The sequence below is a fragment of the Massilia sp. S19_KUP03_FR1 genome, assembly GCF_036688685.1.
Classification (GTDB): domain Bacteria; phylum Pseudomonadota; class Gammaproteobacteria; order Burkholderiales; family Burkholderiaceae_D; genus JALYUM01.
Map to the genome: position 1 here is coordinate 34,135 of NZ_JAQQPS010000021.1, position 20,477 is coordinate 54,611.

Genomic DNA, 20,477 nt, shown 5'->3' on the forward strand with positions numbered 1-20,477 from the left:
TGTGTTCTCGGGTTGGTGATTCATAAAGGGGCGCCGGTGCGCAGTGCGCCGACGATTTCGAGGCGCAGCGCGATGACCTGTTCGGCGTACGCGTGGCGCGGACGGGGAATGTCGACATGCCATGTGCGCACCAGGCGACCAGGCTGCCCTGCCATCAGCACGATGCGGTCGGCCACCAGGATCGCTTCGTCGATATCGTGCGTCACCAGCAGCACGGCCGTGTGCCAGCGATGCACCAGTTCGACCAGCAGCGCCTGCATCTCGGCGCGCGTGATGGCGTCGAGCGCGGAAAATGGTTCGTCGGCAAACAGCAGTTCGGGCTGGCGCGCCAGTGCGCGCGCCAGCGCCACGCGCTGGGCCTGGCCGCCGGACAGCTGCGCCGGGAAGGCTTTCGCGTGCGTGCTCAGGCCGACCGCGTCGATCGCGGCGGCCACGCGGGCCGCGCGCGCGCTGCGTTCCAGCGCTGGCTGGCGGGCGAAGTCGAGGCCAAAACCGACGTTGCCGGTCACGTCCAGCCAGGGCAGCAGGCTCGGTTGCTGGAACACCAGCGCGGCGCGCGGATGGGGCGCCAGCAAGGGTTCACCAAGAAAGCTGACGCTGCCGTGCTGCAAGCCCGACAGGCCGGCCAGGCCGCGCAGCAGCGTCGACTTGCCGCAACCGCTGCCGCCCAGCAGGCAGACGATTTCCTGCTTGTCGATGGCCAGCGTGATGTCCTCGACCACGGCTTTGGCACCGTAACCGATGCGCACGTCACTGGCGTACAGCGCAGTGACAGGTACCGCCGCCAGCGCCGTCATGCCGCCGCGTGTTTCTGCAGTTCCACCTGCAACTGCGTCAGGCTCGGCGTGATGATCGGCACGAACGCGGCTTCGCGCCAGCGTCGCGCGAAACTGGTGTCGCGGTCCTGCAAATACGCCTTGCCGCCGCTGGCCTGCAATTCCAGCATGACGGCCTCCTGCACACTGTCGGCCAGCGCAATGCGCAGGCGGAACAGCGGCGCGGCGGCGGTTTTAAAGCGGCCGTCCTCGACGCCTTCGATCAATGTGGCCTCCTGCTGCGCCAGGGCGGCCTGCGCCGCTTCGATGCGTGGCAACAACGGGCCGCGCATGCTGGTTGAGAGCGCATGCGCCGAGCGCAAGGCGGCGCGCGCCAGGCCAATCGACATCCCGCATTGCATGCCCAGGAAACTCGGCCGCACGCCTGGCAGATAGGCGCGCGCGTCGAGATGGATCACGTGTTCGGCATCGATCTGCACCGCCTCGAGCTTGACCGCGGCAGTATTGCTGCCACGCAGGGCCATCAGGTCGAGATCGGCGCTGCGCGTGACCCCGGCGCTGCCGCTAGTGAACGCGACGATGGCCGGCGGCGCATCGCCCGCCACTTGCACGGCAGCGGCGGCAATGAAACCGTCCTTGCGCAGATTCGTGATCCAGGCCAGTGCGCCATCGAGCTGCCAGCCGTCGTCGGTCGGGGTTGCGCTGATCTGCAGCGACTCGATGCCGGATAAAAATTTCATCGCATTCGACAGGCCGGTCGCGCCGTTCACCGTCCCGGCCAGCAGTGGCGCCAGCCAGCGGGCGCGCAGGGCCGCGTTCGGACTTTGCAGGATGTATTCGATGAAAGTGCGCTGGCCCCAGAACACGAAGGCGGCCGCCAGCGAATGCTCGGCTACAGCGCTGATGGCCGCAATCGCGCTGCCGATACTGCCGCCGCTGCCGCCCAGTTCGACCGGCACGCCAGCGCGCAGCAAACCGGCATCGGCCAGGCGCGGCACGACGGCGTCGGCCAGCTCGGCGGTGGTGTCGAGCAGGTCGGCGTTGGCCTGCAGCCAGTCGCGCAGGCCGGGCGTGAGCAGCTCGCTGCCCGGCATCAGATGGCCCCGCTGGCGTAGGCTTGCAGCTGCGGGTTGATGGCAGTGCCGGCCAGCGTATTGGCAAAGTTACACAGCGTGGCCAGGCTAATCCCCAGCACCACTTCCAGCGCCTGCTGCTCGTTGTAGCCAGCCTCGATGAAGGATTGAAAACCGTCGTCGGGCACGGCGCCGCGGGTGGCGATGACGGCTTCGGCAAAGCGGCGCACGGCATCGAGCCTGGCGTCGCCGCAATCGACACCCTGCTGCAGCGCGCGCACCAATTCCACCGGCAACTGGGCTTTTTTGAGCGCCACGGCGGTGTGGCCGGCGACGCAGAAGTCGCAGCCATGGATGCGCGCGGCCGTGATTTGCACCACCTCGCGCTCGGCCAGCGTCAGGCTGGTTTCGGCGTTGATGCCTGACACCGTCATGTAGGTCTGGAGCGCTTGCGGCGAATTGGCCAGCACGCCGATCAGGTTGGGCAGGAAGCCGTTGTTGGCAATTGCCTTGGCGACGAAGGCAGCGCTGGCCTCGGGGGCGGTGTCTTGGGTATGCAGGGTCAGGCGGGACATGGCAGTGCTTTCTGAATGATTGTGGCCGCAATTCTACCGGGTGGCGGCGGCGCGATCCACTCGCCCTGCGCATGCACCACGGCGCCGGTGATGCAGCAACGACTTGCCTGAACGATCAAGTGCACTTTCACTTGCCAGCTCGCCCGCATTCTAATTGCAACTAACTTGCATTTAATAGAAAATCTCCCTAGAATACAGACGGGACGAAAGACCGCCTTTCAGCCACCTGTACCACCTCGCGTCGCGTGCAACCGGATTGCAGATGCAACACTGTCTCCGCAAGTGTTCACTGCCCATCCGCGAAACCGCGACCTCTCAGACGCAAGCAAGCTGCGATGGAAAAAAATATGGAAGCAGCACTTTTGCCAAACCCGGGCCTGTGGCTGATGTTTCTGCTGGGATTGCGGCATGGTTTCGACCCGGACCACATCGCCATGATCGACAGCATGACCTACCGCGTCTTTCCCGAGCGGCCACGCCTGGCGGCGTGGATCGGCACCTTTTTCGCGCTCGGTCATGGACTTGCAGTGACGGCCATCGCGGTGGCGCTTGGCGCCTGGGTCAGTGGCATCACGCTCTCGCCTGCAGTTCACCTCGTGCTGGACTGGTTGCCGACGCTGCTGCTCCTTGTCGTTGGCACCCTCAACCTGCGCGAGCTGCTTGGCAGCCGCCAATTTCAGCCGCGCGGCTGGAAGACGCAATTCCTGCCACGGCGCTTGCGCAATAGTTCGCATCCGCTTGCCATCGTGCTCATCGGCGTACTGTTCGCACTGGTATTCGACACGGCGACGCAAGCTGCAGCCTGGGGCTATGCCGCCGCTTCCAGTTCAGGCGCCATGGCGGCCCTGCTGGCCGGATTGACCTTCACCGCGGGGATGGTGCTGACCGACACCCTCGACGGGCGTCTTGTGGTCCGCCTTCTGCACCAGACGGCAGGACGCGGCGGCGCTGCCGCTTACAGGCGCCGGATCGGCTGGATTGTCGTCGTGATTTCTTACGCGATGGCCAGCTACGAGATCGCCATGCAACTGGCACCCGGTCTCGCGTTCGGCGATCTGTCGATAACCATGCTGGGCAGTGGGCTGTTCCTCACCATGGCGCTGGCGTATGCATTCACCTGCTGGCGCCTGCGTCAGGCGACCGTGCAAACAAGCAAGCAAGCATGACCGGCCCGGCCGCCATCGCAGAGCGGGTGCCGGTCACGGTGGTAACCGGATTCTTCGGATCGGGCAAGACAAGCTTGTTGCGCCGGCTCCTGGACGCGGACAGTGGCAAGCGCTTTGCCGTCGTCGTGCAGGCGTTCACGCACGCAGGCGATCAGCCTGGCCTGGCCATCGACAGCGTGGACGCTATCTGCGCGAGCGACGCTGGCCATCTCTGCTGCACGGTGTGCGGCGACCCGCTGGACGCCATGCTACAACTGGCGCGCCGCCGCGCCGCAGGCGGGATTCACTTTGCGCGTTTGCTGCTCGAAACGAGCGGGCTCGACGCGCCCGCTGCGACTGCCCAGGCTTTTCTGGCCGACCGGCAGATCGCCGCGCACTACCGGCTCGACGCGCGCATCACCATGGTCGACGCCTTCGACGCCGCCCGGCATGTCGAGCAATTCCGCGTAGTCCGCGAGCAGATCAGGTTGGCCGACCGCATACTGGTAGCGAAGTCCGACCTGGTGTCACCGGCGCACCTGCACAGCCTGATTGAGCGCCTGCATGCGATCAACGCGCGCGCGCCGGTGATGCTCGCGCACTTCGGACATACCGATCTGTCGCACTTGCATGACATCGATGCCTGCGGCCATGACGACATCGTCACGTGCGTGCCGGCGTGGTCACACGATGGCGGCGAGCGCCACGACGCGCTGATTTCATCGTTTGTGTTTCGGGCCACGCGCCCGTTCGTGGCAGGCAAGCTGGAGGCGCTGATGTCCGCACTATTCCAGCACCACGGCGAGGCCATGCTGCGTTACAAAGGCGTGATCGAGGTGGCGGGTATCCCGGCGCAGGTGATCTTCCAGGGCCTGCAGACACAGATGGTGTCGACCAGCGGGCGCCTGTGGGGCGCCTCCGAGCGCCGCGCAAGCGTGTTGCAATTTATCGGCTGCGGCCTGCCGCAAGACCTGTTCATGCAGCGCCTCGGGCAATGCCTGACGCACGCGAGCAGCGTGCACTGACAAGCGCCGCCGCCCGGCATGCATCATGCCGACTTGCGCGGTCGCGGATACTGGCGGGTGATGTCGAGCGGCACGGCATACGGCGAGTCCCAGGTCTGCAGGTACAGCTGTTTCAGCCGTGGTGTGATTTTCACGCGCGCGTAAGGAATGAAACGCCGGGCCGCCTGCGGCAAGCGCGGCGACCCAAGCCGCCGCACTGTCATCGTGAGCATGAAACGCCGGCTTCGGTGCATTGTTGCGCCGTCACGACCAGCGCGTGCGGCTTACGCTTAGGACTCTTCGAACTGTTCGGCTTGCCAATCCGGAAACGGATCCTGCAATGTTCCCCAGGCCTGCACACCACCTTGCAACTCGCTGTCGGTGAGCAAACAATGTGCGAATGCCTGTTCCACGCGGGTGCGGTCGAGCGCCTGTCCAATGAACACCACTTCATTGACCCGGTCGCCATACGGCTCTTCCCAGGTGGCCTCGATCTCGTCCCGGTCCGGATCGCCCAGCGGCGGCCAGTTGCTGCGCTCGCTCGCGGCCCACCAGCGCCCCACCGGCTCGACACTGGCAACACGTCCGGCCAGCGCGTACGACACCGCCCAGTCAGGGCGACTGGCCAGCCAGACATAGCCTTTGGCGCGCAACAGTCCAGGGAAATTGAGTGAAAGGAAGTCGTCGAAACGCTGCGGGTGCAATGGGCGTCGATCACGGACAACGAAACTGGCGATGCCATATTCCTCGGTCTCAGGGGTATGCTCGCCAGCCAGTTCACGGGCCCAACCGGACATCTGGCTGGCCCGTTCCAGGTCGAACTTGCCGGTTCCCAGCACCTCGCCGAGCGGCACCCGTCCGCGCTCGGCGAAGATGATCTTCGCAAGGGGATTGAGCGCTGTCAAGCTGGCGCCAAGCGCGGCGCGCCTGGCGTCGTCCATCAAATCGGTCTTGTTGACGACGATAACGTCGGCGAATTCCACCTGTTCGGCCAGCAGGGCCCCAAGGGTGCGCTCGTCGCCCTCCCCGGCCGTCTCGCCACGCTGGCCGAGAAAGTCGATGCCGAGATAGTCATCCAGGAAGGCATTGCCATCGACCACCGTCACCATCGTGTCGATGCGCGCCACATCATTCAGTGAAAAGCCCTCTTCGGTACGGAAATCGAAGGTGGCGGCCACCGGCATCGGCTCGGCGATGCCGGTCGACTCGATCAGCAGGTAGTCGAAGCGGCCTTCGGCGGCCAGCCTGCGTACTTCAAACAGCAGGTCCTCGCGCAAGGTGCAGCAGATACAGCCGTTGCTCATCTCCACCATGCGCTCTTCGGTGCGCGACAGGGCCGCACCGGCGCTGACCGTGCCGCTGGCGATCAGCGCCGCATCGATATTTATCTCGCTCATGTCGTTGACGATAATGGCAACGCGCAGCCCTTCGCGGTTGGCCAGGATGTGATTGAGGAGCGTGGTCTTGCCGGCGCCGAGAAACCCGGAAAGAATCACGGCGGGCAGGCGGCGATCTGGTTCAGTCATTGGAAATACCCTGTTCTATTGCAATTTAGTTGCAATAATACAGGAATCGACCCGACACATGCAATTAACTTGCATTACTGAAGCGCCGCAACCGCCGCCATCCGGCCAGGCCCACCAGGCCGGCCATCAGGAAGAACACGCAGGCCGCCGCCCACGGCAGCGCCGACTGGGTCGCACCCGGCGTGTACGCCGGCCGCCTGGCAAAGTCGGCCATCCCGAACGGCCGCTCCCGGAACAGATAGCCATAATAAAAATGGCGGATCTCGCGGTGAAACGCGGTCGTGCGATCCTGGTACGCCAACTGGGCCAGCAGGTCGGTATTGGCCAGCCGGTGCAGCACGGCCTGCGCCCCGACGCCGGGCAGCAGCCAGCCCAGGCGGTCGGTCCAGACCTGGCGCGCCACCAGGCCGGCCCGGTAGTCCCGCGCCTGGGCGGCCACGCCTTCGTCGCCCAGCTGGTTGAAGGCAAACAGCCATTTCCAGTGGAAGGTGGCCGGCAGCGGCGCGCTGTCCTGCCATGCCGGATGGCCCGCATAGAATTTGCGCATGGTCTCGGCCCGTGGCACTTCCCAGGCGCCATGGACCAGTTCGCGCTGCGCCAGCATCAGGTCGACGCCCTGGTGCACCGGAATGGCGCGGCTCAGGGCCACGTTCGCCAGCGCCGGCACGACCAGCGTCAGCACGGCCCAGGCCCCCATCAGCGCCGTGGCGTTGGTGACCGTGCGCCAGCCCAGCGTACCGACCAGCAGGCACACGCCGGTCCAGAACGCGAGATAGGCGGCGCTCACGGCAAGGACCAGGCAAGCGGCACCGACGCCGCTGCCGGCCGCCGCCAGCCCTGCCAGCACCGGCACGGCCAGGCATGCGAACAGCAAGGCGTAGCGCAGCGCCACCCGGCGCCGCCACATGTTCGCGCCACCCGGCATGGCCGCCAGCATGTGCAGCCGGCCCGATTGACGCTCGCCGGACACCAGGTCGTGCAGCAGCGCGATCGCAAACAAGGGCAGAAGGTAGATCAGGACGAAGGCAAAATCGAAGCGCCCCGGCAATGCCACCTCGGGATTGAAATTCTCGCCGTCGTACAGCTGCGCGTGCAAGCCCAGGGCCCGGATCCGCATCACCCAGGGCGACACGTCGCGCAGGCCGAGGGCGAGAAATGCCGTATCGGACGGCGCGTCCCAGGTCTGGAAGAACGTGTAGTAGGCCGGGCTCCCGCCTTCGGGACTGGGCCCGGAACGCGCTGCCAGCGCCGCGACATCGCGCTCGTTGAGCAGCGCGAGCCGGTCGATGGTCAGGCGCTGGCGCGCCGCCTCGTGCAGCCCGGACCAGACCGCGAGCGCGCTCAGTAACAGCAACAGCACCAGCGCGCCACTGGCCACACGGGCACGCAGTATCAGGCGCAGTTCGTGGATGATCGATTCCATCATGCGATTCTCCCGAGGCGTGCACCGAGCAGCCAGGTCAGCGCCGCCAGGCTGCATAGCCAGGCCAGCAGGATGGCGCCGGCAGGCACCACCCGCCGCACCGTGTCCGCCAATGGTGCTTCCTCAAACCGAAACGCGGGAAAGGTCGACCAGTGTTCATGCGAAATGCGGTTTTCCTTGCCGGGCGTGGTGTCGTCCGTATAGCGCACCTGGTCCACCTGCAGCCGGTTCAAGCCCTGCACCAGATTGTAGCGATAGCGCTCGCCCTGCTCCGTGAAGCGCCTGAAATTGCCCAGGTCGGTGCCGCTTGCCGCCATCGACAGGCGCTGCAGTGCCAGCGTCGGAACCAGCCAGGAAAAACCGTCGATGATGGCGTTCTGGCGCGCCTGGCGCTCGAACGTGTCAGCGGCATACTGGCCGAACAAGGCAGTCGAGGCGCGCTCGCCCTCCATCCCGACCAGTCCCTTGTAATTGACCGGCAGGTCTTCCACCCGCGCCACGCCGTATTGCTTCAATAGCGCTGCGCGAAACGCCACGAACTTCGGATCGTCGGGATTGTGCGCATCGCCCAGCGCCAGATAGTCGCGCTGCACCCCGATCGCCGTTTCGAACCGCGTCGGCACCTCGACCGCACTGTTTGCAAGATCGGGCACCCAGCGCGGCAGCAGGATCACGACGACGGCCCACACCGCCAGCAGCACCAGCAACGCGTCACGCCCGCGTGCGCACAGGAGCGACACCAGCACCACCGCCAGCGACCATGCCAGCAGCCACCCGCAATAGCCTGCCGCCAGCATCGCGGCGCCGATCCAGCGCGCTTCGCCATGCGCGGCCAGCAGGGCCAGACCGGCCAGTGCCGGCAGCAGCATCAACCCGGCGAAGCCGGACAGCGCCAGCAGTTTGCCCAGCACAATCTGGCGGCTGGCCACGCCCTGGGCCAGCAACACCCGCAAGGTGCCCGATTCGCGCTCGCGCGCCACCGCCGCGTGGCCGAAGAACACCAGCAGCAAGGGCGCCAGCACCTGCAGCACGAAGGCCGGCGTGAGTGCGCCAAAGCGCAGCAGCAGCGAGGTCTGGCGCACGTCGCCGAAGTTGGCGCTGTTCTGGCGGTGACCTTCCAGGAACAGCGTGTTGCCCGTGAAGCCGTCGATGCCGGGATCGAACGCCGCCAGCGGGTTCAGGGGACGGAACACGAACTGCCCGTAATGCACCACGCGATGGGGATGCCGGTCCGGTTGCGCCTTGAACTGGGCATCGACCGCGCCCTGATAGCGCGCGCGTTCGGCGCTGGCATGGCGCTGCTGCTCCCAGGCGTTCAACGACGCCACCAGCATCAGCACGGTCAACAGGCCCAGGCCGAAGACGGCAGCGCGGTCGCGCATCAGGGCGCGCCATTCCTCGCGTGCGATCCGGCGCACAAGCGTTTGCACATGCATCATGCGGCCACCCCGCCATAGCGGCGATGCAGGGCGCGCACGTCGAAGCGTTCGGCGCCGGCAGCGGCGACTTCTTCGCGCAGGCGTCCCGCGTCCAGGAAGCCGATCCGGTCAGCCACATCGGCGGCGCTGAGCAGGTCATGCGTGACCATCAATATTGCCACGCCCTGCGCACGCAGGGCAGCGAGCAGGCGATTGAATTCGGCGGTGGCCTGCGGGTCCAGGCCCGAGGTCGGCTCGTCGAGCAGCAAGGCCGGCACCTTGCGCGCCAGCGCCAGGGCAATCGCCACTTTCTGGCGCATCCCTTTCGAAAAACCGGCCACGCGGCGGTCGAACGCCGGCGCGGCCAGGCCGGCAGCGCCCAGGGCCTGGTCGATCGCGCCGGCGGCGGCCGGTTGCCCGGCCAGGTGCAGCAGGTAGGCGACATTTTCGCGCGCGCTCAGGTGTTCGTACAGCGCCACGTTCTCCGGGATGTAGGCCAGCTTGCGCCGCGCCGCATCGCTCTGGCGGGCCGGGTCGATCCCGGCCACGCGCACCAGGCCGGCGCTGGGCGCCAGGAAGCCCAGGAACAGATTCAGTGTCGTGGTCTTGCCGGCGCCGTTCGCGCCCAGCAAGGCGACAATCTCGCCGGCACGAACGTGCAGGTCGAGCTGCTGCAGGATGGTCTTGCCGGCGTAGCCGGCGACGACGCCGCTCGCTTCCAGCACCGTGCTGCTTGTGTCAATGGTCAAACGCCTTCTCCTTCATTGATGAATGGCTACCGCGAATGGGCACGCCGATAAAATGCAATCCAGTTGAAATGCAACCAACTTGCAATAATAAACGCAGCGTTTTATTATTGCAAACTTGTTGCATTAAACCTGACCTCTGGAGCTCTCTTTTGCATTCCGTATTCCGTCCTGCCCTGCCCCTCCCCCTGCGCGCTGTCGCCGGCGCCGTGTTGCTAGCCTGCTCGACCAGCGGCGCCGCGCTGGCCACTGAATTGGCCACTGAATTGGCCGATAGCGCCCCCTGCAGGTCGTCGAGGTCACCGGCGCCAGGGCCGACAAGGCGCGCATCCATCCCGGCGCCACCGCCAGGGACTTGCCGGGTAGCGTCACGAGCATCACCGCGCAAGACATCGCCACCCTGAACGTGGGCCGCGACATCTCGACTATCTTCCGGCGCGTGCCGGGCGTGGTGGCCAACAATATCGACCAGGGCGACACCGGCAACGGTTTTCGCATGCGTGGCTTCGCGACACAGGGCACGCATGGCGCCGACACCGCCATTTATGTCGACGGCGTGCCGCAGAACATGCCGTCCAGCCAGGGCGGCGCCGGCCACGGCCCGGCCTTCCTCGAGTGGCTGACCGGCGACATGATCGATACGGTCGACGTGGTCAAGGGCCCCGTATCGGCCCTGTACGGCGACCAGAACCGCGCCGGCTCGGTCGCCATCAGCACGCGCGAAGGCGGCGCCGCGACACCGTCGAGTGCTGCCGTCACGCTCGAAAGCTACGGCGGACGGCGCGCGTCGCTGACCCTGTCCGGCGACAACGGCACAGTGCGCTCCCTGCTGGTCGCCGACCGCTTCCACCTCGACGGCTTTCGCAACGGCGCGCAAACGGACCGCGGCAACGCGTTCTGGAAGCTGTCGACCACGCTCGGCGCTGGCCTGTATAGCCTGCGCGCCAGTTACTACACGGCGGACTACGCCGGGGCCGGCTACCTGTCGCTGCCGGCCATCGACGCCGGCCTGTCGCCCCGTTCCACCCAGTACAATCTGGCCGGCTTCGGCGAAGCCACGCGCAAGACGCTGGTATTCAACCGGCGCCCGGCGCAAGGGGAAGCCGGCTGGTTCGCCACTGCCTACGCCGAAGACTTCGAGCGCAGCCGGGCAATCACCACCAGCACCACCCAGCACACGTATGGCTACGACAAGCGCAACATCCTGGGCGCGCGCTACGACCGCTTCGACTACGACCTGGTCAACCGCAAACTGCCGGCCGCATCCACCGGCTACCAGGGGTCGGCGTTCACGCCCAAGTTCGGCGCCGTCTGGCAAGCCCTGCCCGGCCTGGAAGTGTTTTTGAATAGCGCGCAGGGCTTCCGTTCGCCTGCCGCGGAACAGATCAGCGCCAGCGGCAGCCTCGGCCCGCTGGGTGCGCCGGGCGGCAAGATCAATGCCGGCATCGCCCCAAGCAAGGTGACGTCGCACGACCTCGGCATCACGGCGCGCCCGGGCGCCGGCTGGACTGTCGCGGGCGCCGTGTATGCGATCAGGAACGACGACGAGATCATCAACACCGCGCCGGACGTCTACCTTGCCTCGGGACAGACCACGCGCCGTGGCGTCGAACTGGACCTGCGCTACCAGATCAGCCCCGACTTCAACGCTTACCTCAGCTATGGCCGCATCCTGCGTGCGCAACTGGACAATCCGACGCCCGGCACCGGCGCCCGGCTCTCGGTCCCGGCCCACACCTGGAAAGCCGGTGCCGGCCAGCGCCGCGCGCTCGGGTCGGGCCACCTGGCGCTCAATGGCGACGTGTACGTCACCGCCGCCAATCCGTACTACATGGGCACGCCCTCCCGGCAGCGCGCCATGCCGACCTACGTGCGCTATGACGTGAAGGCAGCCTACGACGTCGGCACCTGGCAGGCGGCCCTGTTCGCGACCTTCCAGCCGCATGAAACGGCCAGCGACATCGCCTACGGCAGCGCCGCCGGGCTGCTGGTGTCGACCGTGCCGCGCACGCAGGCCGGCGCATCGCTGCGCCACTTCTTCTGAGCAAGGCGGGATCTGCGATGAATGCTGCCATTGCCATCGACGGTGTGCGCTTCGGCTGGCGCGGGCCGGCTGACGCCTGCCTCGACTTGCCGCACTTTTCGGTGGCGCAGGGCGAGCGCGTGTTCATCCATGGCCCCAGCGGCAGTGGCAAGAGCACGCTGCTGGCCATCCTGGCCGGCGTGCTGGTGCCGCAGGCCGGCAGCGTGCGCATTGGCGCCACCGACATTGCGGCCCTGCCAGCCGGCCGGCGCGATCGGTTCCGAGCCGACCATGTCGGCTTCCTGTTCCAGCAATTGAACCTGCTACCCTACCTGTCGGTGCTCGACAATGTTTTGCTGCCGTGCCGCCTTTCCCTGCACCGCCGCCTGCGCGCCGAGGCTGCGTCCGGCGCCAGCGCGCGCGCCGAAGCGCAGCGCCTGCTGGCGAACCTGGGCATCGCGCCGGACCTGTACTTGCGCCCGAGCGCGCAACTGAGCGTCGGCCAGCAACAGCGCGTCGCTGCCGCGCGCGCCCTGATCGGGCGCCCCGACATCCTGATTGCCGACGAACCCAGCGCCGCCCTGGACGCCGCCAACGAGCAGGGTTTCCTCGAGCTGGTCATGGCCGAAACGACCTTTCCGGCGGCCCTGATCATGGTCAGCCACGACCTGCGCCTGGCGGCGCCGTTCGACCGCTGCGTCGCGCTGGCGGACCTGAACCTGGCGCGACCTGGCGCCGTCGCGCCATGACCACCATCCTGCTGCTGGCCTGGAAAAGCGCCTGGAGCCGGCGCTTCGCACTGAGCCTGACCTTCCTGTCGATCACGCTGTCGGTGGCGCTGCTGGTCGCGGTGGAACGGATGCGCCACGGCGCCCACGCCAGCTTTGCAGCATCGGTATCGGGCACCGACCTGATCGTCGGGCCGCGCAGCCATCCGGTCCAGTTGTTGCTCCATGCCGTGTTCCACATCGGCGCGGTGGACACCGGCATGGCGTGGGACAGCGTCGAACGCATCGCCGCCGACCCTGCCGTGGCATGGACGATTCCGCTGACGCTGGGCGACTCGCACCACGGCTTCCGGGTGCTGTCGACCTCGATCGCCTATTTCGAGCATTTCCGCTATGGCAGCCGGTAGCCGTTGCAGTTCGCCGCCGGCACGCGCTTTAACCAGCTGTTCGATGTGGTGCTGGGGGCCGAAGTGGCCAGCCGCCTGGGCTACCGCGTGGGCGACCGCCTGACCCTCGAGCACGGCCTGGAAGAAACCGGCCACGCCGGGCACGCCGATCGCCCCTTCACTGTGGCCGGCATCCTCGCGCCCACCGGTACGCCGGTCGACCGCACCCTGCACATTGGCCTGGAAGCGATGCAGGCGCTGCACCTCGACTGGCAAGGCGGCGCCCAGATCCCCGGGGGGCCAAACAAACCGGCCGACCTGCGCAAATTCGACCTGCGCCCGACCCAGGTGAGCGCCGTGCTGGTGGGCCTGAAACAGCGCGCGGCGGTCCTGCGCATGCAGCGGCTGCTGCCGGCCAGGATGGCCGAACCGGTCAGCGCCGTCATGCCCGGCGCCGCGCTCGACCAGCTATGGCGCCTGACCGCCGGCGTCGAGAGCGCGCTGCGCGCCGTCGCGGCGCTGGTACTGGTGGTGGCGCTGGCCGGCCTGGCCGCCGCCGTGCTGACCAGCCTGCACGAGCGGCGCCGTGAAATGGCGGTCCTGCGCGCGCTCGGCGCCAGCCCCGGCCACATTTTTATGTTGATGCTGTGCGAAGGCCTGGGCCTGTGCCTGGCCGGCAGCGCGGCCGGCGGGGCCATTGTGCAGCTCGCTGCAACCGGCCTGGCGCCGGCGCTGCTGGCGCGCTTCGGACTGGTGCTCGAGATCGCGGCGCCCGGCCCTGACGAATGGCTGCTGCTGGCCACCATCATGGGTGCCGGGCTGGCAGTGAGCCTGCTACCAGGCTGGCGCGCTTATCGCCTGTCGCTGGCCGACGGCCTGTCCCCGAAAGTATGACGATGCGTGGCAAGATCTTTCTCATCCTGGCATTGGCGGCACTGGCGGCCGGCGCGCTGTTGCTCGCGCGGCTCAACCAGCCCCGGACAGCGACGCCCACAGCACCGGCGCCGCCGGCGCGCGCCCCGATCCTGGTGCCGGACGCGCCGTTCGAAGAGACCGACTGGTTCGCCCTGGTGCCGCGTGATTGGGAGCCCGGCAAGACCTTCGGCGCAGACATCGCGCGCTTGAGCGACAAGGACCCGCGCGCCATCGACGCACTGGAAAAACTGCGCGCGGCCTGGGCCGATGCCCCGGTCGAACCGGCAATGGCCGGCGCACGCATCCGGATCGGCGGCTTCGTCATCCCGCTCGACACCGACAATGGCGCCGTCACCGAATTCCTGCTGGTGCCGTATTTCGGCGCCTGCATCCACGCGCCGCCCCCGCCGGCGAACCAGGTCATCCACGTGTTCGCGCGCCGCCCGCTGCGGCACCTGACGATGATGCACCCGGTGTATGTGAGCGGCACACTGCGCGTGGCACGCGACAAAACGCCGGGTAGCGCGGCCGGTTTGATCGACACGATCGGCTACGAGATGGACCTCGAGAAAGTGGCGCCGTACAAGCTGGATTGAGGCAGCCGCCCAAGGCAGGCGACGCTGCGGCGCCGGGACCTGCGTGCTAAAATCGTGCTTACAAGGGATAAACAATGCAATTCACAGCGGCACAACAAGCGGAAACACTGATCAGGGCCACCGGCGCCCGCCTGACACGCTCGCGCAGCCGCGTGCTCATTTTCCTGCTCGAGCAAGCCCGTCCCCTGACCCACCACGAGATCCATGAACAGCTGCCCGGCGACGTCATCGACGCCGTCACGCTGTATCGCGTGCTCGAATGGCTGACCGCCAACAACATGATCCACCGCATTGCCGGCGCCGACCAGGTCTGGCATTTCAGTGCCAGCAGCAGCGCCAGGCCAGGCGACCACAACCATGACCATGCGCATTTCCAGTGCACCAATTGCGATTCGGTAACGTGCTTTAACGACATGCCGCTGCCAAAACGTCAAAAGATGCCAGACGGGTTCACCAGCCAGGAAGTCGAATTCCTCATCAAGGGTATTTGCCCGCGCTGCGGCGAACAATAAGCACAGCAAGCGACCACCGTTCGGGCTGCGATGCTGACAACGCGGCGAAAGACGCGCCATCAGGGAACGTATTTCCGCTAAAAACAAGCTTGCGGCGTCGCTGGCAATGCCGAGATTCGGTTGGTTCAGCTTTGCAACGGTCATTTGCTGCCACCGCGCACAGTACCCCGATGCCGGCGCAACCGAGCGCCCCGAGACGCAGGCCGTCCGGACGAGTCCGGGGAAAGATCGGCACCGGGATTTCATTACGACAATGAAATACCTATTTTTCCTGGCGATTTTTTGTTTACAATAATGTATTGCTAACACTAAAACAGTGTGGTGCCAGGGTAGCCAGAAGCGACGCCTTGCGGCCTTATCATAAAAGCAACTGGACTTTTCCGGCGAGAACGCGCAGTCAGCCGGGCTCACTGGCGGCGTGGAATGGCTTGAAACCTCGTCACAACGATCGGCACGCTGTGCAGGCAACGCTGACAGGTGCGTCCCGCAGCACCAGATCGCCCTTGCGAATGCAGGCAAACACCGGATCGTTTGAGGCGACAATCGCCGCACGAACATCCAATGAAGACAGGTAGGCAGGATGGAAAGTTTCGAGTTGTGGCAGTCGAGAATGAAGGAGCTGACTGATTTGGGGGAAAAAGGCACGATGTTGTTTCTTGCGTACAAACCGATCTCTGAATCGGATGCCAAGGCAGCAGGCTTCGAGCTGGTCGGCACAACCTGGGACGCATCGGGGAACCCGGCCAAGGCCTACAAGCCCGGTTCCACCAAGATAACGGCATACGTTTGTGTCGTCTGCAACAGAACGTCCAAGCTGGACCAAGGCATGTATTGCTGCGGAAAAAAACGCATCCTGAGTAGCTGACAAGTCTGCGCGTGGGCGACCTCCCGGGCTGTGCCTGGTGAATCCGGGCGCTACGCACAGGACCTGGCAGCCAGGCTGCGCGTCATGTCAATGCGCTATCGGCGCCAGTGAGATCGAGCGCCCACCTTCGCGATGATGCCGGCATCAAGCCCGTCAGCCCCCCGAACATTCTGTGCGCCCGTGTCAGGCGCCGTTGGTTTGCGCGACGTCTGGCCCAGAATGCCGATCGGACCAGCGCCCGCCGGCGACGGCCATAGTTCCCCGACGATTGCAAGGCTTGCGCTCGCCACGCCGGTTGTTGTCTGTCGCATTCACACACAAACCAAAAAAAATTTCCCAATAAAACTTATAATTGCATCTTAGAACTAATTAATGCGTGGGATGGTCCCGCCAAACTGGAAGATGAGAATGTTGAAGAGTTTTGTTTCAAATATGCGGATCGGGAAGCGCCTGGGTATCGGCTTTGTGTTGATCCTGGCCATGACGGTACTGATCGCCATCGTCGGCGCGTCGCGCCTGAGTAACGTGGCGAGCGCGACCCGTGTCATGATGGCCGAGCCGTTGACCAAAGAACGCCTGATCACCGACTGGTATGGCCTCAATTTCGCCTCGATTCGTCGCACAGCCGCCATTGTCAAGAGCAGCGACCCTGCTCTTGGCCCGTATTTCAAGGAGGACGCAGCCGCCTCCGTGGCGCGCGCTGCCGAACTGCTCAAGCAGATCGAGCCACTGATCGCCGGGGACAAGGAAAAAGTGCTGTTCGAGAAAATTCTCGCGCAGCGCAAGGTGTACAGCGCCTCGCGCGACGGGGCCGTCAAGGCCAAGGCAGCCGGCGATGAAGAAGGCGCCATCCGGATCCTCGACAGTGCATTTACGCCGGCGGCCAAGGTGTACCAGGATTTGCTGCAAGCCCTGGTGACCTTGCAGCGCGAAAGCATCGATGCCACCGCCAAGGACATCGATGCCGACGCCACCCACGATGTCACCCTGATCATCGCGCTGACCGGGTTTGCGCTGGCGTTTGGCGCACTCTGTTCGTGGCTGCTGACTACGGGCATCACCCGGCCGCTGCGCCAGGCGCTGGCGGCGGCCAAAACAGTGGCCGGCGGCGACCTGACACTCAACATCGATGTGTCCTCGCAGGATGAAACCGGCGCACTGCTGCATGCCCTGAGCGATATGAACGACAACCTGGTCAACATCGTCACCCAGGTCCGCAGCGGCACGGACAGCATTGCCACGGCGTCGAGCGAGATTGCGGCCGGCAATATGGACTTGTCGTCCCGCACCGAGCAGCAGGCCAGCTCGCTCGAAGAAACCGCGTCGTCGATGGAAGAATTGACGTCGACGGTGAAACAGAACGCCGACAACGCGCGCCAGGCCAACCAGCTGGCGCACGCCGCAGCCGAGATTGCCAGCCGCGGTGGTTCGGTGGTGGCCGAGGTGATTGCGACGATGGGTTCGATCAATGCGTCGTCACGCAAGATCGTCGACATCATCAGCGTCATCGACGGTATCGCGTTCCAGACCAATATCCTGGCGTTGAACGCCGCCGTTGAAGCGGCCCGGGCCGGTGAGCAGGGACGCGGTTTTGCCGTGGTTGCCAGCGAAGTGCGCAACCTGGCCCAACGCTCGGCAGCCGCGGCCAGGGAAATCAAGGGTTTGATCGACGATTCGGTCAGCAATGTGGGCATCGGCACCAGGCTGGTCGACCAGGCCGGCGCGACGATGGGCGAAGTGGTCGCCAGCGTCAAGCGGGTGACCGACATCATCGGCGAAATCGCCAGTGCCAGTCAGGAGCAGACCCATGGTATCGAACAGGTCAACCAGGCGATCAGCCAGATGGACCAGGTGACCCAGCAAAATGCGGCGCTGGTCGAAGAAGCGGCGGCGGCTGCCGATTCGCTGCAAAATCAGGCGCATGGGCTGGCCGACGTGGTCGGCGTGTTCAAACTGCGCGCCCAGGAAACCGGGGCTGGTCGCCATGCACCAGCGCCCGCCTCTGCCGCGCGTGCAGGTGCGCACGTAAAACAGCTGGGCCTGGCTAACGGGCGCAAGAGCGAGCGCTAACCGCCCGTCACTGACGGCGCTGGCATGCAACTTCACGCCGCTGCTGCGATTTCTCCCGGGATCGATAGCGGCAACATCGAGCCCGTCGCGCCGTAGCGGGCATGCCATGACAGCGCCTCTTCCAGCACATGCGGGGTGTGGCCGCCGCGCAGGTTGGCCGCGGCCACATAGTCGCGCAGCATCTGGCGGTAAGGTTCCGCCACGCAGTTCTCGATGATCACCGCAGCGCGCTCGCGCGGCGCCAGAGCGCGCAGGTCGGCCAGGCCAATCTCGGTCACGATGATGTCGACGTCGTGTTCATCGTGGTCGACATGCGCCACCATCGGCACAATGCTCGACACCAGGCCGCCCTTGGCGACCGACTTGGTGGCGAACACGGCCAGGTAGGCATTGCGCGCAAAGTCACCCGAGCCGCCGATGCCGTTCATGATGTGCGTGCCGCCCACGTGGGTCGAATTGACGTTGCCGTAAATATCGACCTCGAGCGCCGTGTTGATCGCGATGATGCCCAGGCGGCGTACCACCTCAGGGTGGTTGCTCACCTCTTGCGGGCGCAGCACCAGGCGGTCCTTGTAACGGGCGATGTCGCCGAACACCTGGGCGCCCTTCTGCGCCGACAGCGTAATCGATGAACCGGAGGCGAAGTCGAGTTTGCCGGCGTCGAACAGGTCGAAGGTCGAATCCTGCAACACCTCCGAGTACATGGTCAAGTGCGCGAACGGGCTGTCGATGAAGCCGGCCATGACGGCATTGGCAATCGTGCCGATGCCCGCCTGGATCGGCATCAAGCGCTCGGTCAGGCGCCCCAGTGCCACTTCGCGCTCGAAAAAGGCGACCAGGTGCGCCGCAATTGCCGCCGTGTCGGCGTCGGCTGGCAGATTGGTCGAGCAGCTGTCGCCTTTCTCGGTGATCACGATGGCGGCGATTTTTTCCGGGTCGATCATGATGGCGGTGGTGCCGATGCGGTCGCTCGCCGTCATCAAGGGAATCGGCTCGCGCTGCGGGCGATGTTTGGGAATGAAGATATCGTGCAGGCCTTCGAGCGCCAGCGAGTGCGCCAGGTTGATCTCGACGATGACCTTCTTCGCAAGAATCGCAAAACTGGCGCTGTTGCCCACCGAGGTGGTCGGGATGATGGCGCCGCTGTCGGTGATGGCGATGGCTTCGATGATGGCGACATCGACCGGCGCGATCTGTCCGGTGCGCAGCAATTCAACGGTTTCCGACAGGTGCTGATCGATGAACATCACTTCGCCGCGATTGATCGCCGCGCGCAGCGTGGGGTCGGACTGGAACGGCATGCGACGCGCCAGCACGCCCGCTTGCGTGAGGATTTTGTCGACGTCGCCACCCAGCGATGCGCCGGTCATCAAGGTGACCTGCAGTGGCGTGTGGCGCGCGCGCTCGGCCAGCGCCAGCGGCACCGCCTTGGCATCGCCGGCGCGCGTGAAACCGCTCATGCCGATCGTCATGCCATCCTCGATCAAGGCGGCGGCGGCGGCAGCGCTGGTGACGCGCGCGCGCAACAACGGGTGGCGAATGCGATCCTGGTACTCGTCATGCATTGTGTATCCTTTTGAACGAAAAAAAACGGCCCGGCGGAAAGTTAAGTCAGGCAATCGTGCACCGGCGCCAGTGGCGCCGGTACGTACGGGTCGCGCAACGCCGAGCGCAGGTCGATTTCGATCGCGCGGCAAATGGCGTCGAGCGGCAAATCGTTCGGTTCGAGGCCGAACGGCTCCTCGATCTCGTCGCCAAGCGCATCGAGACCGAAAAAGGTATAGGCAACGATGGCCACCACGAATGGCGTCATGAAGCCGATCGAATCGACCAGTCCGAACGGCAACAGGAAACAATACAGGTAGGCGGTGCGGTGCAATAACAGCGTGTAGGAGAACGGCACCGGGGTATTCCTGATCCGTTCGCAAGCGGCGGCGGCGCCGGTCAGCGCCGACAGGGTGCTGTCGATCGCCACGACCAGGCAAGGGTCGATGCGGCCCTGTTGCAGGCACAGGCGCAAATCCATGCCCATGGCGAGCATCAGGAAGTCCGGCTTGTGCAGCGCCTGCTGCATCTGCGCCCATTCGGCCGGCAGCAACAAGGCCTGCATGCCGGCGTGCGATGGCTGGCTGCGCAACAGGTCGCGCAGCGCATGGCTAAAGGCGATGGCCCGGTAGATCATGCGCACACGCACATCCGTCAAGCCATCGGCGGCCTGGGCCGGCGCCGGATGGTCAATCAGGCTGAGGCACTGGCGCGCCAGATTGCGGCTGCGCAGCACCAGTTCACCCCACAGCTTGCGCCCTTCCCAGAAGCGGTCGTAGGCGGCGTTATTGCGAAACCCGAGGAAGATCGACAACGGCAAGCCGATCAGCGTGAACGGGATCGTCGACAAGGTGATCTTCAGTGCGAACAGATCGCCGTGCGACCAGGTCACGAGGGTGGCGATGCCGATATTGACGAGCAACGCCGGCAAAATGCGCGGCAACACCGAGCCGCGCAAGGCGAGGAACAATTTGAGCCCGGAGGGCCGCTCGCGTACCATCATGGTGTGTCGTTCCGTTGACCAATGGGCCGCAAGACAGGGGTATAATTTACTAGCATGCGAGTGATTTAATCACTCATATGCTAGTAAGTCAAGCCGTAGGTCCACTGCCAACAGGGCGTTTGCCCACCGCCAAACCAATCTGGAGATC

At 65.5% G+C, this 20,477-nt stretch carries 21 protein-coding genes; 10 read left to right on the top strand and 11 right to left on the bottom strand.

What is annotated here, in order from left to right; all coding sequences use genetic code 11:
- Window positions 1–20: 20 nt before the first annotated feature.
- Genes V6M87_RS21170 through V6M87_RS21180 form a run of 3 tightly spaced genes read right to left on the bottom strand, consistent with a single transcriptional unit; the run spans window position 21 to window position 2,424 of the window.
- On the bottom strand, window positions 21–797 hold the full coding sequence (locus V6M87_RS21170) for an ABC transporter ATP-binding protein (RefSeq protein ID WP_332878648.1): 777 nt from the start codon (window positions 795–797) through the stop codon (window positions 21–23).
- Window positions 794–1,870 carry an acyl-CoA dehydrogenase family protein gene (locus V6M87_RS21175; RefSeq protein ID WP_332878649.1) on the bottom strand — a complete coding sequence of 359 codons (1,077 nt, stop codon included), beginning with the start codon at window positions 1,868–1,870 and terminating at the stop codon, window positions 794–796. Before V6M87_RS21175 ends, V6M87_RS21170 begins: the two co-directional genes overlap by 4 nt.
- A complete protein-coding gene (locus tag V6M87_RS21180; protein ID WP_332878650.1) occupies window positions 1,870–2,424 on the bottom strand; it encodes a carboxymuconolactone decarboxylase family protein in 555 nt (184 codons plus the stop codon). Before V6M87_RS21180 ends, V6M87_RS21175 begins: the two co-directional genes overlap by 1 nt.
- A 347-nt stretch (window positions 2,425–2,771) precedes the next feature.
- On the opposite strand from V6M87_RS21180, the gene V6M87_RS21185 reads away from it, so the two are divergent.
- Together V6M87_RS21185 and V6M87_RS21190 are read left to right on the top strand one after the other, a co-directional pair.
- On the top strand, window positions 2,772–3,590 hold the full coding sequence (locus V6M87_RS21185) for a HoxN/HupN/NixA family nickel/cobalt transporter (protein WP_332878651.1): 819 nt from the start codon (window positions 2,772–2,774) through the stop codon (window positions 3,588–3,590).
- Entirely contained in the window at window positions 3,587–4,594 is a 1,008-nt protein-coding gene (locus tag V6M87_RS21190) for a CobW family GTP-binding protein (protein ID WP_332878652.1), read from the top strand. The genes V6M87_RS21185 and V6M87_RS21190 overlap by 4 nt, the downstream gene beginning before the upstream one ends.
- A 23-nt stretch (window positions 4,595–4,617) precedes the next feature.
- Here V6M87_RS21190 and V6M87_RS21195 read toward each other — a convergent pair whose 3' ends face one another.
- The 6 genes from V6M87_RS21195 to V6M87_RS21220 all read right to left on the bottom strand — a co-directional run bounded on the left by V6M87_RS21195 (window position 4,618) and on the right by V6M87_RS21220 (window position 10,020).
- Window positions 4,618–4,806 (bottom strand): hypothetical protein, encoded by a 189-nt coding sequence (locus V6M87_RS21195; RefSeq protein ID WP_332878653.1) that lies wholly within the window; start codon window positions 4,804–4,806, stop codon window positions 4,618–4,620.
- A 57-nt stretch (window positions 4,807–4,863) separates the two neighbouring features.
- Complete coding sequence (locus V6M87_RS21200; protein ID WP_332878654.1) at window positions 4,864–6,099, bottom strand: GTP-binding protein; 1,236 nt, start codon at window positions 6,097–6,099, stop codon at window positions 4,864–4,866.
- 64 nt (window positions 6,100–6,163) lie between these two features.
- Window positions 6,164–7,525 (bottom strand): DUF3526 domain-containing protein, encoded by a 1,362-nt coding sequence (locus V6M87_RS21205; protein WP_332878655.1) that lies wholly within the window; start codon window positions 7,523–7,525, stop codon window positions 6,164–6,166.
- Window positions 7,522–8,961 carry an ABC transporter permease gene (locus V6M87_RS21210; RefSeq protein ID WP_332878656.1) on the bottom strand — a complete coding sequence of 480 codons (1,440 nt, stop codon included), beginning with the start codon at window positions 8,959–8,961 and terminating at the stop codon, window positions 7,522–7,524. The genes V6M87_RS21205 and V6M87_RS21210 overlap by 4 nt, the downstream gene beginning before the upstream one ends.
- The gene (locus V6M87_RS21215; RefSeq protein WP_332878657.1) at window positions 8,958–9,689 is read right to left on the bottom strand and encodes an ABC transporter ATP-binding protein; all 732 of its coding nucleotides are present in this window, start codon (window positions 9,687–9,689) and stop codon (window positions 8,958–8,960) included. Before V6M87_RS21215 ends, V6M87_RS21210 begins: the two co-directional genes overlap by 4 nt.
- Window positions 9,679–10,020, bottom strand: coding sequence for a hypothetical protein (locus V6M87_RS21220; protein ID WP_332878658.1), 342 nt, complete (start codon window positions 10,018–10,020; stop codon window positions 9,679–9,681). The genes V6M87_RS21215 and V6M87_RS21220 overlap by 11 nt, the downstream gene beginning before the upstream one ends.
- Window positions 10,021–10,041: 21 nt before the next feature.
- On the opposite strand from V6M87_RS21220, the gene V6M87_RS21225 reads away from it, so the two are divergent.
- The 8 genes from V6M87_RS21225 (at window position 10,042) to V6M87_RS21260 (ending at window position 17,781) form a co-directional block, all read left to right on the top strand.
- On the top strand, window positions 10,042–11,730 hold the full coding sequence (locus V6M87_RS21225; protein ID WP_332878659.1) for a TonB-dependent receptor: 1,689 nt from the start codon (window positions 10,042–10,044) through the stop codon (window positions 11,728–11,730).
- A 17-nt stretch (window positions 11,731–11,747) separates the two neighbouring features.
- Window positions 11,748–12,458, top strand: coding sequence for an ABC transporter ATP-binding protein (locus V6M87_RS21230; protein ID WP_332878660.1), 711 nt, complete (start codon window positions 11,748–11,750; stop codon window positions 12,456–12,458).
- Window positions 12,455–12,844 (top strand): hypothetical protein, encoded by a 390-nt coding sequence (locus V6M87_RS21235; RefSeq protein WP_332878661.1) that lies wholly within the window; start codon window positions 12,455–12,457, stop codon window positions 12,842–12,844. The genes V6M87_RS21230 and V6M87_RS21235 overlap by 4 nt, the downstream gene beginning before the upstream one ends.
- 3 nt (window positions 12,845–12,847) lie before the next feature.
- Window positions 12,848–13,717 carry an ABC transporter permease gene (locus tag V6M87_RS21240; protein ID WP_332878662.1) on the top strand — a complete coding sequence of 290 codons (870 nt, stop codon included), beginning with the start codon at window positions 12,848–12,850 and terminating at the stop codon, window positions 13,715–13,717.
- Window positions 13,718–13,719: 2 nt separating this feature from the next.
- Window positions 13,720–14,334, top strand: a complete 615-nt coding sequence (locus V6M87_RS21245; RefSeq protein WP_332878663.1) for a DUF3299 domain-containing protein — start codon at window positions 13,720–13,722, stop codon at window positions 14,332–14,334.
- Between the two features lie 74 nt (window positions 14,335–14,408).
- Complete coding sequence (locus V6M87_RS21250; RefSeq protein ID WP_332878664.1) at window positions 14,409–14,846, top strand: Fur family transcriptional regulator; 438 nt, start codon at window positions 14,409–14,411, stop codon at window positions 14,844–14,846.
- 610 nt (window positions 14,847–15,456) lie between these two features.
- Window positions 15,457–15,711 carry a hypothetical protein gene (locus tag V6M87_RS21255; RefSeq protein ID WP_332878665.1) on the top strand — a complete coding sequence of 85 codons (255 nt, stop codon included), beginning with the start codon at window positions 15,457–15,459 and terminating at the stop codon, window positions 15,709–15,711.
- Between the two features lie 408 nt (window positions 15,712–16,119).
- Window positions 16,120–17,781: a methyl-accepting chemotaxis protein gene (locus V6M87_RS21260; protein WP_332878666.1), complete on the top strand. Its 1,662-nt coding sequence runs from the start codon at window positions 16,120–16,122 to the stop codon at window positions 17,779–17,781.
- A 32-nt stretch (window positions 17,782–17,813) separates the two neighbouring features.
- Here the strand turns inward: V6M87_RS21260 and V6M87_RS21265 are convergent, their stop codons facing one another.
- Both V6M87_RS21265 and V6M87_RS21270 read right to left on the bottom strand, forming a co-directional pair.
- On the bottom strand, window positions 17,814–19,346 hold the full coding sequence (locus V6M87_RS21265; protein WP_332878667.1) for a succinate CoA transferase: 1,533 nt from the start codon (window positions 19,344–19,346) through the stop codon (window positions 17,814–17,816).
- A gap of 41 nt (window positions 19,347–19,387) precedes the next feature.
- Window positions 19,388–20,329 (bottom strand): bestrophin family protein, encoded by a 942-nt coding sequence (locus V6M87_RS21270; protein WP_332878668.1) that lies wholly within the window; start codon window positions 20,327–20,329, stop codon window positions 19,388–19,390.
- Window positions 20,330–20,477 lie beyond the last annotated feature (148 nt).

What these genes read in the sequence shown, in the direction of transcription:
- V6M87_RS21170 (WP_332878648.1), bottom strand. Translation starts at nt 797, where the DNA reads ATGACGGCGCTGGCGGCGGTACCTGTCACTGCGCTGTACGCCAGTGAC.
- V6M87_RS21175 (WP_332878649.1), bottom strand. Translation starts at nt 1,870, where the DNA reads ATGCCGGGCAGCGAGCTGCTCACGCCCGGCCTGCGCGACTGGCTGCAG.
- V6M87_RS21180 (WP_332878650.1), bottom strand. Translation starts at nt 2,424, where the DNA reads ATGTCCCGCCTGACCCTGCATACCCAAGACACCGCCCCCGAGGCCAGC.
- V6M87_RS21185 (WP_332878651.1), top strand. Translation starts at nt 2,772, where the DNA reads ATGGAAGCAGCACTTTTGCCAAACCCGGGCCTGTGGCTGATGTTTCTG.
- V6M87_RS21190 (WP_332878652.1), top strand. Translation starts at nt 3,587, where the DNA reads ATGACCGGCCCGGCCGCCATCGCAGAGCGGGTGCCGGTCACGGTGGTA.
- V6M87_RS21195 (WP_332878653.1), bottom strand. Translation starts at nt 4,806, where the DNA reads ATGCTCACGATGACAGTGCGGCGGCTTGGGTCGCCGCGCTTGCCGCAG.
- V6M87_RS21200 (WP_332878654.1), bottom strand. Translation starts at nt 6,099, where the DNA reads ATGACTGAACCAGATCGCCGCCTGCCCGCCGTGATTCTTTCCGGGTTT.
- V6M87_RS21205 (WP_332878655.1), bottom strand. Translation starts at nt 7,525, where the DNA reads ATGATGGAATCGATCATCCACGAACTGCGCCTGATACTGCGTGCCCGT.
- V6M87_RS21210 (WP_332878656.1), bottom strand. Translation starts at nt 8,961, where the DNA reads ATGATGCATGTGCAAACGCTTGTGCGCCGGATCGCACGCGAGGAATGG.
- V6M87_RS21220 (WP_332878658.1), bottom strand. Translation starts at nt 10,020, where the DNA reads ATGGATGCGCGCCTTGTCGGCCCTGGCGCCGGTGACCTCGACGACCTG.
- V6M87_RS21230 (WP_332878660.1), top strand. Translation starts at nt 11,748, where the DNA reads ATGAATGCTGCCATTGCCATCGACGGTGTGCGCTTCGGCTGGCGCGGG.
- V6M87_RS21235 (WP_332878661.1), top strand. Translation starts at nt 12,455, where the DNA reads ATGACCACCATCCTGCTGCTGGCCTGGAAAAGCGCCTGGAGCCGGCGC.
- V6M87_RS21245 (WP_332878663.1), top strand. Translation starts at nt 13,720, where the DNA reads ATGCGTGGCAAGATCTTTCTCATCCTGGCATTGGCGGCACTGGCGGCC.
- V6M87_RS21250 (WP_332878664.1), top strand. Translation starts at nt 14,409, where the DNA reads ATGCAATTCACAGCGGCACAACAAGCGGAAACACTGATCAGGGCCACC.
- V6M87_RS21255 (WP_332878665.1), top strand. Translation starts at nt 15,457, where the DNA reads ATGAAGGAGCTGACTGATTTGGGGGAAAAAGGCACGATGTTGTTTCTT.
- V6M87_RS21260 (WP_332878666.1), top strand. Translation starts at nt 16,120, where the DNA reads ATGTTGAAGAGTTTTGTTTCAAATATGCGGATCGGGAAGCGCCTGGGT.
- V6M87_RS21265 (WP_332878667.1), bottom strand. Translation starts at nt 19,346, where the DNA reads ATGCATGACGAGTACCAGGATCGCATTCGCCACCCGTTGTTGCGCGCG.
- V6M87_RS21270 (WP_332878668.1), bottom strand. Translation starts at nt 20,329, where the DNA reads ATGATGGTACGCGAGCGGCCCTCCGGGCTCAAATTGTTCCTCGCCTTG.